Origin of the sequence: Acinetobacter sp. NyZ410, assembly GCF_022828975.1 — a bacterium.
Lineage (GTDB): Bacteria > Pseudomonadota > Gammaproteobacteria > Pseudomonadales > Moraxellaceae > Acinetobacter > Acinetobacter guillouiae.
In genome coordinates, this window is sequence record NZ_CP094620.1 from 746,122 (window position 1) to 759,986 (window position 13,865).

Genomic DNA, 13,865 nt, shown 5'->3' on the forward strand with positions numbered 1-13,865 from the left:
TATGAATCAATTGATTAATCAAGCGCCGAACACGCACAAATTAAATCAGCAAAAATGGAACAATTGGTCTGGCTATCAACAGTCTCACCCTGAGCAGATTTTAAAGCCTGACAGTCTTGATGAGTTAAAACACATTGTCCAAACCCAAGCAAAGATTCGAGTGGTGGGAGCAGGGCATTCATTTACACCTTTGGTGAGTACCGATGCAACATTGCTGTCTTTGGATGGTCTTTCTGGTGTGGATCAAGTCAATACTGAATTTGCCCAAGCCAGTATTTGGGCTGGAACACGATTATTTAATTTAGGGCAATATTTAGAACCGATGCAGCAATCTTTAATGCAACAGGGTGATATTGACCAGCAAAGTTTAGCTGGTGCTGTTTCAACGGGAACACATGGTACAGGTGTAGGCTTACATTGTATTTCAGGTTATGTGCAAGCATTTGAATTACTCACAGCATCAGGAGAAATTCTTCATTGTAATCGCCATGAAAATCCAGATATTTTTGCAGCAGGGCGAGTATCTTTAGGAAGCTTAGGGATTTTGACTAAAATCACCATGCAGAATAAACCACGCTATAAGCTTAAAGAGCAAGTTAGACTGTGTGCGGTCAAAGACTTTATTCAAAATATTGACCAATGGAAAGCACAACATCGGCATATCGAGTGTTTTGCATTTTCGCATGCAGATAAATTGATTTTAAAAACTTTAGATATTACTGAAGATGAGGTTCAACCGCGCACTGAATCATGGCCATCTGAAGATACGTTATTAACCTTATGTTGCGAGTTAACCAAATCTTTTCCGGCATTGAACCCAAAACTACAAAAGCTCTTAGGCGTTTTTATTAAGCCAAGCACATTTGTTGATTGGTCAGGCAAGATTTTCCCGACACCGCGTGAAACGAAATTTAATGAAATGGAATATCAGGTTCCAGTTGAATTGGGTGTGGAATGTTTGCAAGCTGTTCTAGCTGCGCTAAAAAACTCAAAAGCACAAACCTTTTTCCCTGTGGAGTTTCGATTTGTCAAAGGTGATGATATTTGGTTGAGTCCGTTTTATCAGCGGGACTCTATTTCCATCTCAGTACACCAATATTATAAGCAAGCACCTAGACAATTATTTGATGAAGTTGAGTCGATTTTGCAACATTATCAGGGGCGACCACATTGGGGGAAAATGCATAGTATGACAGCAACACAACTTAAAACTTTATACCCTAAGTGGGATGAGTTTATGCGGTTGCGAGAACGACTTGATCCAAGCAGAAAGTTTTTAAATCCTTATTTAGAAAAGCTATTCTTATCTGAATAATGGATAAAATTAAGTGAATGGGTAAAACTAAAATAGACCATAAAGGTAGACTATGAACAACTTTTTTGAGCAATTAAATCGTGATTTAAAACAGTCAAATGGTGCATTACCTCGGTTAATTGTTGATGATCAGGCGCTTGAACAAAATCTACAGTACCTTGCCAAAAAGCTTAAATACGGAAGTCATTTGCAATCACGTATCGTGGTAAAGTCTTTGGCATGCTTAGCATTATTAAAAACTATTAGTTTAAAGCTTTCGACTCAACGGTTTATGGTGTTTCATATGCCACAGCTTTTGCCAATCCTTGAGAACTTTTCGGATGTAGATGTGTTGTTTGGGAAACCGATGCCTGTGAGTATAGTTCAGCATTTTTATGCGATGAATCAAAATTGCAGACAAGCCGATATACAATGGTTAATTGATTCTAAAGCACGTTTATTACAGTATCTTGAGGTCGCAAAACAGTTTAGCTTAACGCTTAAAATCAATATTGAAATTGATGTGGGTTTGCATCGCGGTGGTGTTCGTTCCGATTTTGCACTCATCGAAATATTAAGATTGATTGAGCAAAATCCTGAGCATTTAGCACTTGCTGGCTTGATGGGCTATGATGCCCATGTGACGAAGCTGCCTTCAGTGATTAAAAAGATTGATGTCGCGTATCGAGAGTCACAAGACATTTATCAAAATTATAAAAATATTATTCAACAGCAATTTCCACATTTATGGCGAGCTGATCTTTGTTTTAATGGTGGTGGTAGCCCTACATTTTACCTCCACGTGGAGCAAAGTGTGTGTAATGATCTTTCTTTTGGCTCTATGTTGCTTAAACCAAGTGACTTTGACAGTGATGGGTTAAGTGTTTTACAAGCTGCGCTATGGATTTCAACCCCTGTTTTAAAAGTGCTGCCATTTACCCAGTTACCTGGATTAGAAGTTTTAGATAAATTACCACATAGCTCTAAAGCCTTATTTGTTTATGGTGGATATTGGATGGCCCATTATGTTTATCCGCGAGGGATTCATCCGCATGCACTTTATGGGCGGAGTACCAATCAGGAAATGGTTAATGTGCCTAAAAATACTGAAATAGCTGTTGATGATTTTGTATTTTTAAGACCCACACAAAGCGAAGCGATTATTCCTCAATTTCATAAATTATATTGTTATAAAAATCGAGATTTTGAAGCGTGGGAAACCTTTAGAGAGTAATTACAAAAATGAAAAACCGCCATATAAATGGCGGTTTTAAAAATAATAGATTATTGATCAAATCAAAGCGCTTGATTTAGAGCATCCGCTAAAGTTTGCACTGCTGTTTTATTGAAGTAAGTTTCTGACATATCAACATTGTTTTCTGATGGGGCCATTTGATCCTTAATTAAATCTCCAGAAATAACTTGATATGCTTGATATATTTTTCCATCCATTTCCACTCCAGTGTAGTTATCAATAAAGCTCTTGGATATACCTGTAGTAGGATTGATTGGATAGACAACCTTATAACCTGCAAATTGGTCTTTTTGCCAAATGTATCCAGTTGGAAGTTCCGTTTTATCTGTAAATTCTTCTAATGACTTATAATCAGTTAGGTCACTATCATCAAATGAAATTGTAGGTGTATTAAATATTGATTGCACAACATAGCTTAGTTTAGAACCAGACGGAAACTTTGTTGGATTTGCTAATAATTTTTCTAAAGCACCCTTATGGTTGTTTTGTATAATCTGAGCTAAGTCTGAATTCACATAACGTTCTGCAGTACCTGCATTTGGGTAGTCGTAATATTTAAAGAGATCAGCAATGGTCATTCCTGAAATATCAATTTGTTTTAAATTTAATTTAATTTGATTTTCTATATGAATTGTACACTTATCAGTAAAATTATTTAGTATCGCTGAGTTCTCATCTTGATTAATCAGATACCCTAAAGGAAATCCAATATTTGTATTGGTTTGTTTGAAGCTTGTATCGAGTTTAGATTTTGTTAAAAGATACGATTCTAAAAATTCAGTATTTATCTGCCTTGGTGGGTTTTTAAGTAAGGTAGTGAGATTTTGGTATATCACACCATTGATCAGTTTATTTGAATATAAAACTATAACGTTATCATCACCACTGTCGTTTGGTTGTGTCTCTAGAGAATAAATTTCATCACTGAAAAAGCCCTGTCCAACTGTTTTAAAGTTTTTTGGAATCCCATTACTACATTCAATTTTTTCAGATTGGCTTTGTGTATTGGGGGTATTTGATGTTTGTTGATTATCGCTAGAACCACCGCCACAAGCAGTTAATGTAAATCCAACAAGTATTGCTGAAGTAAGTTTGCTTAAGTTTACCGAATTCATTTAGTTATCCATTCGTTTTATGATTTTAAAGTTACTAAAGTGTCACGGCGCGATCATAAATGAGTGCTTTGATAAAATCAAAAACTAAAATTTAGATTAATTTAAGACAAAGGTTTATAAATATGCTGTAAAGGTGTAAAATTCGACACACTTTTATTTTGTTCCACCGATTTTATCTTGAGGATCTTCCTCGATCATAATCTCGCGGTGACATGCTCCATTGTACGGGGCATCACTCCTTAAGGATTTTTAAATATGCCTATTATCACATTGCCAAATGGCGATCAAAAAAGTTTTGATCAAGCTGTTTCCGTTATGGAAGTTGCTCAAAGTATTGGACCTGGACTGGCTAAAAATACAGTTGCTGGGAAAGTAAATGGTCGCTTAGTCGATGCAAGTGATTTAATTACCGAAGACTCAACCTTACAAATCATCACTCCAAAAGATCAAGACGGTGTAGAAATTATTCGTCACTCTTGTGCACACTTGGTGGGTCATGCGGTAAAACAACTCTTCCCTGAAGCAAAAATGGTGATTGGTCCTGTCATTGAAGAAGGTTTCTACTATGACATCTGGATGCCTCGTCCATTTACTTTAGATGATATGGCTGCAATCGAAGCGCGCATGAAAAAGCTCATCGATCAAGATTATGATGTCATTAAAAAAATGACACCTCGTGATGATGTGATCGCTGAGTTCACTGCACGTGGTGAAGATTATAAGTTACGTTTGATTGCTGACATGCCTGAAGAAACTCAAATGGGCTTGTACTATCATCAAGATTATTTAGATATGTGTCGTGGTCCACACGTACCAAATACTAAATTTTTAAAGTCATTCAAATTGACTAAAATCTCTGGCGCTTACTGGCGCGGTGATGCCAAGAATGAACAATTACAGCGTATTTATGGTACTGCTTGGGCAGACAAAAAAGAATTAGCAGCGTATATCAAGCGTATTGAAGAAGCTGAAAAGCGTGACCATCGTAAAATTGGTAAAGCTTTAGATTTGTTCCATATGCAAGAAGAAGCACCAGGTATGGTGTTTTGGCATGCCAATGGTTGGACGATCTACCAAGTGCTTGAACAATACATGCGTAAAGTTCAACAGGATAACGGCTACCAAGAGATTAAAACACCACAAATTGTAGATTTCACTTTGTGGGAAAAATCGGGTCATGCTGCCAACTATGCAGAAAATATGTTTACGACACATTCAGAAAGTCGTAACTATGCGGTAAAACCAATGAACTGCCCATGTCACGTTCAAGTGTTTAACCAAGGTTTAAAATCTTACCGTGATCTTCCAATTCGTTTGGCAGAGTTTGGTTCATGCCACCGTAATGAGCCATCAGGTTCGTTACACGGGATTATGCGTGTACGTGGCTTTACTCAAGATGATGCACATATTTTCTGTACAACTGAACAAATTGGTAAAGAAGTTGCAGACTTTATTAAACTGACTTTAGATGTTTATAAAGATTTTGGCTTTGAAGAAGTTCAGATGAAATTGTCTACACGTCCTGAAAAACGTGTGGGTGCTGATGAACTTTGGGATGTTGCAGAAAAATCTTTAGCAGATGCTTTAGATGCTGCAAATCTTAAATGGGAAGAACAACCTGGTGAAGGTGCTTTCTACGGTCCGAAGATTGAATTTTCATTAAAAGACTGTTTAGGACGTATCTGGCAGTGCGGTACAATCCAGTGTGATTTTAACTTACCGTTACGTTTAGACGCTTCATATGTAACAGAAGATAACGATCGTGACCATCCTGTGATGTTACATCGTGCAATTCTTGGCAGTTTTGAGCGTTTTATTGGTATACTAATTGAACACTACGCAGGCTTTATGCCACCATGGTTGGCTCCAATCCAAACATGTGTCATGAATATTACGGATTCTCAAGCGGAAGCTTGTGAGCAAGTCGTCGCAAAACTCAAAGAAAATGGAATTCGAGCAATTTCAGACTTGAGAAATGAGAAAATCGGCTTTAAGATTCGTGAGCGTACACTAGAGCGTATTCCATACCTATTGGTACTTGGAGATCGAGAAGTAGAGGAAGGGACTGTGAATGTTCGTACTCGCTCTGGAAAAAATTTAGGTACTATGTCAATAGACGCATTTATTGACCTAGTGAAAGCAGCCGTAGCCGAACGCGGCCGGTATATTGTGGAGTAAGAAAGATTAAACAGCCTGACCGTAACCAACAACAAGGTGCTAAAAGTAATCGTCCTGCATTAAATGATGAGATCAAAGCGAAAGATGTGCGTCTCGTTGCTGCAGATGGAGAGCAAAAAGGCATCGTTTCACTTGCTGAAGCTTTGCGTGCTGCTGAAGAAGTTGATCTTGATCTTGTTGAGATCGTGGCGAATGCAGAGCCACCTGTTTGTAAAATCATGGATTTCAACAAACATTTATTTGACTTGAAGCAAAAGCAAAAAGATGCGAAAAAGAAACAGCATCAAGTTCAAGTGAAAGAAATTAAGTTGCGCCCTGGTACAGACGTTGGTGATTACAATGTTAAGTTGCGTGCTATTCTGAAGTTTCTTGAAGAAGGCAACAAAGTCAAAATTACTCTACGTTTCCGTGGTCGTGAAATGGCTCACCAACAGTTGGGTCTTGCACAATTGCAAAAAATTGAAGCAGACGTAGCAGAGTTTGGTATTGTTGAACAAGCACCAAAAATGGAAGGCCGTCAAATGGGTATGTTACTTGGACCTAAAAAGAAAAAGTAATTATTCATCTGTTAAAAAAGCACTGCATTAAGCAGTGCTTTTTTACGTTAAAATGCAGGTGAATTAATCTGAATCGAGCGGAGTTGATATGTCATCTACTCAAAATTCAAATGCGCTATCGAGTATTAACCAAAAAATTATTCAAGCAGGTGAGGTCTTGCCTGTGGTTAAATTAAAGGATGGTAGTGCTGTACAAACGGGCACAGTGGCAACGATGTTGCATAATATCAATCTGTATAACTCAGGTTTAAGAGGCGAGATTGAACAAGAACTGATCCTCGCGATCCCTACTTTAGTGAAAGTTGGTTTATTTGACTTATTTAGTCCAGATGAATGGATATTGGGAAACAACGCAGGTCGTAAATTTGTAGGTGAAAAAGCCAAAGCATATTTAGATGCAATTGCTTAGGTAGATATTTGAAATTAGTATCATAATATGAGAACGTACTGTATTTAATAAAATGCAATAACATAATTTTAGAATAGATTATTAGAATAATCTCTTTTTATAGCATACTGAATCAAGCCAATTCATGTTATAAAAGTAAACGATTAACGCAATAAAATTCAGAAAATACGTGAAAACGAAGAAGGATGAAATATGATTGATCTCTATTATTGGGGTACTCCCAATGGTCATAAAATTACCATTGCACTTGAAGAAATGGGTTTGGATTATCAGATTTTTCCCATCAACATCTTAGAGAATGACCAGTTCCAGCCCGATTTTCTTCGTATCTCACCGAACAACAAAATCCCCGCGATTGTCGATCAAGATGGTCCAAATGGTGAGCCGATTTCAGTATTTGAATCAGGCGCAATCTTGCAATATCTTGGTCGTAAAACAGGACTGTATTATCCAAGCGATGAGCAAGATCGTGTTGAAGTTGAACAATGGTTAATGTGGCAAATGGGTGGGCTAGGGCCGATGTTAGGGCAAAACCATCATTTTGGTAAATTTGCCAAAGAAAAAATTCCTTATGCAATTGATCGTTATGTTACGGAAACTCAACGTTTGTATGGCGTTTTAAATAAGCAGCTCATTGGACAAAAATATGTGGCTGGTGAGTATTCGATTGCAGATATGGCCATTTTACCGTGGGTATTACGCTATGAGTGGCAGCAAATAGTGCTAGATGATTATCCTTATGTTAAAGAATATATTGAGCGTTTAACTGCACGTCCAGCGATACAAAGAGCGCTATCAATCAAAGTGTAAAATGTATTTTATGTTAAGATGAGAAACCACGTTACGTGGTTTTTTATTTTTTAAATGATCGATTTTTGGATGGTTGGTAGGCTTTAGTTATGAAAGATTTCTTTTTGAACTTTACGAAAATATTAGAAGCAAATCCAAAAATCTACTGGAGTATTATTGTTGGTATTGCCGGTTGTTTAATGCTCTATATTGCGGAAATTGTGCATATTCAAAATATTTTAGAGCAATTAAATGGCCAAGCGTCAGCACTGATTAGAAGTGTGATCGACCCGATTGCGCAACGTTATCAATGGTCTCGGATTATCTTTATGTTATTGGCGATCATTTGGGCGCATTTTCAGTATCGTACAACCCAAAAAGCGTTGAACTTATCATCATGATGTTGTGAGCTATAGAAAGTAAGTGGAGTGATGGATTGTAGCTCTGATTGTTCTTATGTCCGTGCACTTATGTCTATCATGCGTAATAAACTCAAATCCAAACAAAATTTGCATATGTGATATGGCTTATCTCCTCTTATTTCTTTCCGCATTTGGCGCTGCTACTTTACTCCCGTTGCAGTCTGAAGCAGTATTGGTTGGACTACTGGTACAAACCCAGCATTCTGCGTATTTGCTGCTTGCTGTTGCAACGATTGGTAATGTTTTAGGTTCATGCGTGAATTGGTATTTGGGACTCAAAATCGAGCAGTTTAAAGATAAGAAATGGTTTCCTGTCTCTGAAAAAAATATGCTTAAAGCGGAAAAAATATATCAAAAGTATGGCTTTTGGTCTTTGTTATTAAGCTGGACCCCAATTATTGGAGATCCAATCACACTTATTGCAGGGCTAATGAAAGAGAACTTTTGGCGTTTTCTATTGATTGTGACCATTGCAAAAGGTGGTCGGTATGCTTTTATCTATTTGGTGTATATCGGATTATTTTAATAAAAAGTTAGGGGCTGTTGGTAAGCCATTTATGAAATGTCAACAGACCCTAAAGACACAAAACTATCTTTAACCTTAAAAGACTCATACTTATTATTTATTTACATTCATTGATTTTAAATTGAATCGCGTCATTGAAGCTGGATTGTTTATAGATCCATAAAGTACGATAAGAACGTTTTACATTGATTGATGCATGCTCAACGGCTGCAAGTACTTGTTGATCAAGTGCATTAATACCAGAACGTTGAGTTAGCTTAACTTGGGTAATTTCACCTTGCTTATTGGCTTTAAATTTAAACTTTACTGTGCGATCTTTATTTTTTAATAGCGATTGATCCAGTGCAAGTTGTGGTTGTTTTAAATAAACAAAAGCAACCGACTTATCGAGTTGTTGTTTGTTCCAATTTTTTGAATTAAAGCTATATGTACATTGCTTAGCGCGCTGAACATGATCCGTTGCATTCTCTAGTGTTAAGGTAAATGTTTGATAACCGACTAAAGCAATGGCTTTTCCATTTTTTGAATAGGGTTTTACTTTTGCATTTTCCACAGCATCTACAAGTTTCTGATCCAATGCACGGATGCCTGTACTCTCTTGGATATCAGCCTCTGTGACTTCACCAGTATTATTGGCTTTTACGCGAATGATCGCTGAACGATCTTGATCTTTTAATTCAGCGATTTGATAGTGAATTTGAGGAAATTTGACCCATTGTATACGTGTGGTCAAATGTTGAGGATCATTTTGCTCAGATTGCTCCCCTTTGACCTTTATTGTTGGAAGTTTATCCGCACTATAGCTATAGGTTGAAAGGCACAATAAACAAGTGGTAAAAAGAGCTTTATTCATAGGTTTGGCAATCCATGCGGTTTAATACGCATGAGAGTAGTTTAATTGCGCAAAGTATTTATCGAATTTTGTATTCTCGCAATAGAAAATGCACCTGAAGGTGCATTTTTTTACTGTTTTTTATTCAGCCAAACACATTATTCTTGACCTTTGGTGATGTCTACTTTGAATAAATCCGAGGTTTTTACCCAGCTTATTGCGACAACGGCCAAGGTCATACATCCACCAAATACAGTGGCTGTGATTGTTCCTAGATATTTTGCAGCCAGCCCAGATTCAAATGCGCCCAATTCATTACTCGATGAAACAAACATCCCATTCACCGCAGCGACACGGCCACGCATATTTTCAGGTGGGTAAACTTGCAAAATGGTTTGGCGTACAACCACTGAGATACTGTCACAAGCACCAGTCATAGCCAAAGCAAACAAAGAGAGCCAGACGTTGCTTGAGAATGCAAAGATAATGGTAAACACCCCAAAACCAGCAACGGCAATCAACATATTTCGCCAAGCATGATGTGTAGGTGGAAATTTGGTTAAAGCGATCATGGTTATTAACGCGCCAATAGAGGGGGCCGCACGTAAATAACCTAAACCTTCAGGTCCAACTTTTAGAATATCTTCTGCAAAAATTGGCAGTAGGGCAATCACACCACCAAACAGCACTGAAACCAAATCTAAAGATATGGCCCACAGTACAATTTTGGTTTTCCAAATAAAGCGAAAGCCTTCACTTAAACTGTCCCAAAGATTGTCTTGTTCCATGGTAGGAAAAGTACGCTTCTTTAATAAGTTAATCAGACAGAAGCAAATAAATAAAAGTACCGCTACCGAGAGTAAGCTGTTTTCACGACCGATTCCTGCCAGCATAAAACCACCTAGCATTGGGCCAATAATGACGCCACTTTGCCATCCAATCGTGGTCCATGTTGCACCATTGGCATACAGTTCACGAGGAATTAAAAATGGTTTTAATGAGGTTGCTGATGGATTATAGAAACCTCGGATGGTACCCAATCCAAAAATAACCGCATAAATCCCCCAAGACAGTGTAGTCACACCAATTTGCCCATGATCATAACTGTGAAATAACCACCAAAGCACCAATGGCAAAGGGAAGGAGAAAAATAAGCAAACTTTCATAATGGTTTGTTTATTCAACTTGTCTGCAAAATAGCCGCCCCAAAGCGACAGGGCAATAAACGGGATTGCTTCTGCTAGTCCAATCAGACCCAAGGTAAGCGGGTCTTTGGTAATTTGATAGAGTGAATAGGCAACAATAATTTCTTGAATTAAAATTGCGAGTGTTAAACAAAATTGATTGATGGTAACAATTGAGAAATCTCGATAGCGAAGCGCAGCAAAAGCATCCTGTGCAGGGGTCATAACTGTCCAGTTTTATCATGATGTGATGATTATAAAGATTTCATCCTGATTTTTCTTATAAAACTAGGTGAAATTTACATCGAAAATTACATTGGGGAATTGTGAAATTGTTGGATGTTTTGCTTTTGTTTTGTACAGAGATGATTTAGAATACTGCCTCCCTTACCTGCAGGTCGTTGTCGCAATGGTGCGAACGTACCGAACAGGTGTTTAAAGAGGTTGTTATGGCTAAGTTAAAAACTCGCCGTGGTGCAGCTAAGCGTTTCAAAGCGACTGCTAACGGTTTCAAGCGTAAACAAGCGTTCAAACGCCACATTTTGACCAAAAAATCTGCTAAACGTATTCGTCAATTGCGCGGTTGTGTCATGGTTCACGTAAGTGACATGAATTCAGTTCGTCGTATGTGCCCATACATCTAAGGAGATTATAAATGGCTCGTGTAAAACGTGGTGTACAGGCTCATCGCCGTCATAAAAAAATTCTTGCTCGTGCTAAAGGTTACTATGGCGCGCGTTCACGTGTTTATCGTGTAGCGTTCCAAGCAGTAATTAAAGCAGGTCAATACGCTTACCGTGACCGTCGTCAAAAGAAACGTCAATTCCGTGCTTTATGGATTGCGCGTATCAATGCTGGTGCTCGTCAAAATGGTTTGTCGTACAGCCGTATGATCGATGGCTTGAAAAAAGCTCAAGTGATCATCGACCGTCGCGTACTTGCTGACATCGCTATGCATGACTCAGTTGCATTTGCTGCTTTAGCTGAAAAAGCTAAAGGCGCATTAGCTGCTTAATCATCGAAGATGATTAAAAAAGACCGCTTTTATAGCGGTCTTTTTTATGCCTAAAAATTTATTTTCAAACTCTTGCGGGAACTTTTCGAGATAAGTTTCTTTTGAGTTTGATTGTTCGAATACAGCACTAATCAGTAAAATTTGTGTTGATGTAAAATCTGTCCTTTTGGATGCTCTAACGATTTTGTTATGACATTGAATTGACCAAACTATAGAATCTAGTCTTATGCGTAAACAATATCACTTTCGCCAAGTTGGTGAAGACACTTATATTTGGGATGTGCATTATCTGGTTGAGCTGAGCCAAGAGTTCCCAATCGATGAAGTTCTATTATCAGATATACAAGAACTCAATGAAGCGTATTGGTTTCCAGATACACATCCAACAACACAGCAAATGATTGAACATTTTCAACTGATACAACAGGCAGATCTAAGTTATCCAATTATTCTATCTGCTGATGGCAGAGTGATGGATGGTATGCATCGTGTGGCAAAAGCAAAATTACTCGATCATCTCACGATTAAAGCCGTCAGGTTTGAAATTACACCACCAGCAAATTTTATCAATATTGATGAGGACGATTTGGATTATGCTGATTGAGCAGGTCATCCGAATGATTTAAACATTCAAATAACCTTGCATACACATTACACAATATCAACGTGAAAACATTATTGTTTTAGAAATAGCTCGCATAGAGTAGAACAACGAATAATAGAAAATGATGGAGTGGGTATGCGTGTTGAGATTGAAGGTTTACAACAAGGTGCAATTGAAGTTGAGTTGCAACTACTACCCAGAGTTGGGGAAGTTTTAAAAGTGATGTATGGTGCAGATGCTGAAGTTAAAGGTGAAGTAACAGCAGTTGAGCACTATATTAATCAGCATGCAAATGAACATAAAGTGATACTCAGCATACGACCCGTATTTTAATATACGTCAGCTAAAATGATTGAATCATGATTGGGTTGTTATGTGATCTAAAGTAGCCTATTTGGCTACTTTTTTATTTTTAGAGAGTTCTTAAATCTATGAAACGGATCAATGTCGTGGGGACTTCTGCGTCAGGAAAAACAACATTTTCAATAAGATTGGCTCAAAAATTAAAGCTCACCTACATTGAATTGGATGATTTATTTTGGCTGGATGATTGGCAAGAGTCTACCGATACTGCATTTTTTCAGAAAATTCACGCCAAACTAGATCAAGCTAAATCTGGTTTTGTCATAGATGGTAATTATACGCGAACCACGCAGATCAAATGGCGAGATATCGATACTGTAATTTGGTTGGATATTCCTTTTTATATCAATCTTTACCAATCCATACAACGAGCTGTTCGTCGTGCTATTTTTAGACACAGACTTTGGGAGAGTTCAAATAATCGTGAAAATTTTAGTAAGATGTTTAGTCGTGATTCGATTATTTGGTGGATGATTAAAACGCATCAAAAAAATCGTCAGCAATATATAACAATGATGAATGATCCTCAATACTCACATATTCGATTTATCCATTTAAAATCGCGAAAAGATATTGATCAATTTTTTAGTTTAATTTAAGTCCTTTATAAGTTAGGATAAATTTTGAAAAAATATAATAATACGTGTCGAATATTTTATGAAAAATTAAGTGGAACCGTGATTGAATAAGAGGTTCATGCTAATGATGGTGATGGCATAACAGAAGTATCGTATCAATGGGATATTAATCATAGGACAATAAAATGAGTGATTCTCAATTTTTAACAACTTTACAAGAACAAGTAAAGAACGGGCAAAAGTATAGTTATTTGTGTTTTTGGGGGCATAGTCAAAAGACTTCTGGAAAAATAGACAAGAGCTGTTTAAGTCAATGGTTTCCTGCAAAATTCGAAATTGATGGTGTCAATTATCAAAGTACAGAACAGTATATGATGGCGCAGAAAGCCAAACTATTTAATGACGAGGCTATTTTTCAGAAAATTTTACAAACAGACGATCCTAAGAAAATAAAAGCATTAGGTCGTTTGGTCAAAAATTATCAAGATGAGATTTGGATTGCTCATCGTTATGAAATTGTGGTTCAAGGTAATTTGGCTAAGTTTTCTCAAGACAATGATCTTAAAGCGTTTCTACTGAGTACCTCAGATCAGATCATTGTTGAAGCCTCGCCTGTAGATCAAATTTGGGGGATTGGACTTGCAGCAGATCATGTTAATGCGACAAATCCAAACGCATGGCAAGGTTTAAATCTTTTGGGTTTTGCCTTAATGGAAGTAAGAAAGCAACTTTAATGTTGCTTTC

At 37.4% G+C, this 13,865-nt stretch carries 17 protein-coding genes; 14 read left to right on the forward strand and 3 right to left on the reverse strand.

The window, feature by feature from the left end; all coding sequences use genetic code 11:
- Nucleotide 1 precedes the first annotated feature (1 nt).
- Both MTO68_RS03545 and MTO68_RS03550 read left to right on the forward strand, forming a co-directional pair.
- A complete protein-coding gene (locus MTO68_RS03545) occupies nt 2-1,315 on the forward strand; it encodes a D-arabinono-1,4-lactone oxidase (RefSeq protein ID WP_244015051.1) in 1,314 nt (437 codons plus the stop codon).
- 52 nt (nt 1,316-1,367) lie between these two features.
- The gene (locus MTO68_RS03550; RefSeq protein ID WP_244015053.1) at nt 1,368-2,528 is read left to right on the forward strand and encodes an alanine racemase; all 1,161 of its coding nucleotides are present in this window, start codon (nt 1,368-1,370) and stop codon (nt 2,526-2,528) included.
- A 62-nt stretch (nt 2,529-2,590) separates the two neighbouring features.
- On the opposite strand, the gene MTO68_RS03555 is transcribed toward MTO68_RS03550, so the two are convergent.
- Nucleotides 2,591-3,664, reverse strand: a complete 1,074-nt coding sequence (locus MTO68_RS03555; protein ID WP_244015055.1) for a hypothetical protein — start codon at nt 3,662-3,664, stop codon at nt 2,591-2,593.
- A 255-nt stretch (nt 3,665-3,919) separates the two neighbouring features.
- Between MTO68_RS03555 and thrS the strand changes: the two genes are divergently transcribed.
- The 6 genes from thrS to MTO68_RS03585 all read left to right on the forward strand — a co-directional run bounded on the left by thrS (nt 3,920) and on the right by MTO68_RS03585 (nt 8,545).
- The gene (thrS, locus tag MTO68_RS03560) at nt 3,920-5,842 is read left to right on the forward strand and encodes a threonine--tRNA ligase (protein WP_004723075.1); all 1,923 of its coding nucleotides are present in this window, start codon (nt 3,920-3,922) and stop codon (nt 5,840-5,842) included.
- Nucleotides 5,843-5,847: 5 nt separating this feature from the next.
- Entirely contained in the window at nt 5,848-6,399 is a 552-nt protein-coding gene (infC, locus tag MTO68_RS03565) for a translation initiation factor IF-3 (RefSeq protein WP_081401514.1), read from the forward strand.
- Nucleotides 6,400-6,487: 88 nt separating this feature from the next.
- Nucleotides 6,488-6,808: a hypothetical protein gene (locus MTO68_RS03570; protein ID WP_244015056.1), complete on the forward strand. Its 321-nt coding sequence runs from the start codon at nt 6,488-6,490 to the stop codon at nt 6,806-6,808.
- A 192-nt stretch (nt 6,809-7,000) separates the two neighbouring features.
- A complete protein-coding gene (locus tag MTO68_RS03575; protein WP_244015058.1) occupies nt 7,001-7,618 on the forward strand; it encodes a glutathione S-transferase N-terminal domain-containing protein in 618 nt (205 codons plus the stop codon).
- Between the two features lie 89 nt (nt 7,619-7,707).
- Complete coding sequence (locus MTO68_RS03580) at nt 7,708-7,998, forward strand: hypothetical protein (RefSeq protein WP_244015060.1); 291 nt, start codon at nt 7,708-7,710, stop codon at nt 7,996-7,998.
- Nucleotides 7,999-8,119: 121 nt separating this feature from the next.
- On the forward strand, nt 8,120-8,545 hold the full coding sequence (locus MTO68_RS03585) for a YqaA family protein (RefSeq protein WP_004819108.1): 426 nt from the start codon (nt 8,120-8,122) through the stop codon (nt 8,543-8,545).
- A gap of 97 nt (nt 8,546-8,642) precedes the next feature.
- On the opposite strand, the gene MTO68_RS03590 is transcribed toward MTO68_RS03585, so the two are convergent.
- On the reverse strand, nt 8,643-9,398 hold the full coding sequence (locus MTO68_RS03590; RefSeq protein ID WP_244015062.1) for an energy transducer TonB: 756 nt from the start codon (nt 9,396-9,398) through the stop codon (nt 8,643-8,645).
- Between the two features lie 137 nt (nt 9,399-9,535).
- Nucleotides 9,536-10,786, reverse strand: a complete 1,251-nt coding sequence (locus tag MTO68_RS03595; RefSeq protein WP_004819112.1) for an MFS transporter — start codon at nt 10,784-10,786, stop codon at nt 9,536-9,538.
- A 224-nt stretch (nt 10,787-11,010) separates the two neighbouring features.
- On the opposite strand from MTO68_RS03595, the gene rpmI reads away from it, so the two are divergent.
- From rpmI to MTO68_RS03625, 6 genes are all read left to right on the forward strand, one after another.
- Complete coding sequence (rpmI, locus tag MTO68_RS03600; protein ID WP_002054552.1) at nt 11,011-11,205, forward strand: 50S ribosomal protein L35; 195 nt, start codon at nt 11,011-11,013, stop codon at nt 11,203-11,205.
- An 11-nt stretch (nt 11,206-11,216) separates the two neighbouring features.
- Complete coding sequence (gene rplT / locus MTO68_RS03605; RefSeq protein WP_004723060.1) at nt 11,217-11,576, forward strand: 50S ribosomal protein L20; 360 nt, start codon at nt 11,217-11,219, stop codon at nt 11,574-11,576.
- Between the two features lie 226 nt (nt 11,577-11,802).
- Nucleotides 11,803-12,180 (forward strand): hypothetical protein, encoded by a 378-nt coding sequence (locus MTO68_RS03610; RefSeq protein ID WP_244015064.1) that lies wholly within the window; start codon nt 11,803-11,805, stop codon nt 12,178-12,180.
- 135 nt (nt 12,181-12,315) lie between these two features.
- Nucleotides 12,316-12,513, forward strand: a complete 198-nt coding sequence (locus tag MTO68_RS03615) for a hypothetical protein (protein ID WP_004723056.1) — start codon at nt 12,316-12,318, stop codon at nt 12,511-12,513.
- Between the two features lie 98 nt (nt 12,514-12,611).
- Entirely contained in the window at nt 12,612-13,142 is a 531-nt protein-coding gene (locus MTO68_RS03620; protein WP_244015066.1) for an adenylate kinase, read from the forward strand.
- Nucleotides 13,143-13,306: 164 nt separating this feature from the next.
- Complete coding sequence (locus MTO68_RS03625; protein ID WP_244015068.1) at nt 13,307-13,855, forward strand: NADAR family protein; 549 nt, start codon at nt 13,307-13,309, stop codon at nt 13,853-13,855.
- Nucleotides 13,856-13,865 lie beyond the last annotated feature (10 nt).

What these genes read in the sequence shown, in the direction of transcription:
- MTO68_RS03545 (WP_244015051.1), top strand. Translation starts at nt 2, where the DNA reads ATGAATCAATTGATTAATCAAGCGCCGAACACGCACAAATTAAATCAG.
- MTO68_RS03550 (WP_244015053.1), top strand. Translation starts at nt 1,368, where the DNA reads ATGAACAACTTTTTTGAGCAATTAAATCGTGATTTAAAACAGTCAAAT.
- MTO68_RS03555 (WP_244015055.1), bottom strand. Translation starts at nt 3,664, where the DNA reads ATGAATTCGGTAAACTTAAGCAAACTTACTTCAGCAATACTTGTTGGA.
- thrS (WP_004723075.1), top strand. Translation starts at nt 3,920, where the DNA reads ATGCCTATTATCACATTGCCAAATGGCGATCAAAAAAGTTTTGATCAA.
- MTO68_RS03570 (WP_244015056.1), top strand. Translation starts at nt 6,488, where the DNA reads ATGTCATCTACTCAAAATTCAAATGCGCTATCGAGTATTAACCAAAAA.
- MTO68_RS03575 (WP_244015058.1), top strand. Translation starts at nt 7,001, where the DNA reads ATGATTGATCTCTATTATTGGGGTACTCCCAATGGTCATAAAATTACC.
- MTO68_RS03580 (WP_244015060.1), top strand. Translation starts at nt 7,708, where the DNA reads ATGAAAGATTTCTTTTTGAACTTTACGAAAATATTAGAAGCAAATCCA.
- MTO68_RS03585 (WP_004819108.1), top strand. Translation starts at nt 8,120, where the DNA reads ATGGCTTATCTCCTCTTATTTCTTTCCGCATTTGGCGCTGCTACTTTA.
- MTO68_RS03590 (WP_244015062.1), bottom strand. Translation starts at nt 9,398, where the DNA reads ATGAATAAAGCTCTTTTTACCACTTGTTTATTGTGCCTTTCAACCTAT.
- MTO68_RS03595 (WP_004819112.1), bottom strand. Translation starts at nt 10,786, where the DNA reads ATGACCCCTGCACAGGATGCTTTTGCTGCGCTTCGCTATCGAGATTTC.
- rpmI (WP_002054552.1), top strand. Translation starts at nt 11,011, where the DNA reads ATGGCTAAGTTAAAAACTCGCCGTGGTGCAGCTAAGCGTTTCAAAGCG.
- rplT (WP_004723060.1), top strand. Translation starts at nt 11,217, where the DNA reads ATGGCTCGTGTAAAACGTGGTGTACAGGCTCATCGCCGTCATAAAAAA.
- MTO68_RS03610 (WP_244015064.1), top strand. Translation starts at nt 11,803, where the DNA reads ATGCGTAAACAATATCACTTTCGCCAAGTTGGTGAAGACACTTATATT.
- MTO68_RS03615 (WP_004723056.1), top strand. Translation starts at nt 12,316, where the DNA reads ATGCGTGTTGAGATTGAAGGTTTACAACAAGGTGCAATTGAAGTTGAG.
- MTO68_RS03620 (WP_244015066.1), top strand. Translation starts at nt 12,612, where the DNA reads ATGAAACGGATCAATGTCGTGGGGACTTCTGCGTCAGGAAAAACAACA.
- MTO68_RS03625 (WP_244015068.1), top strand. Translation starts at nt 13,307, where the DNA reads ATGAGTGATTCTCAATTTTTAACAACTTTACAAGAACAAGTAAAGAAC.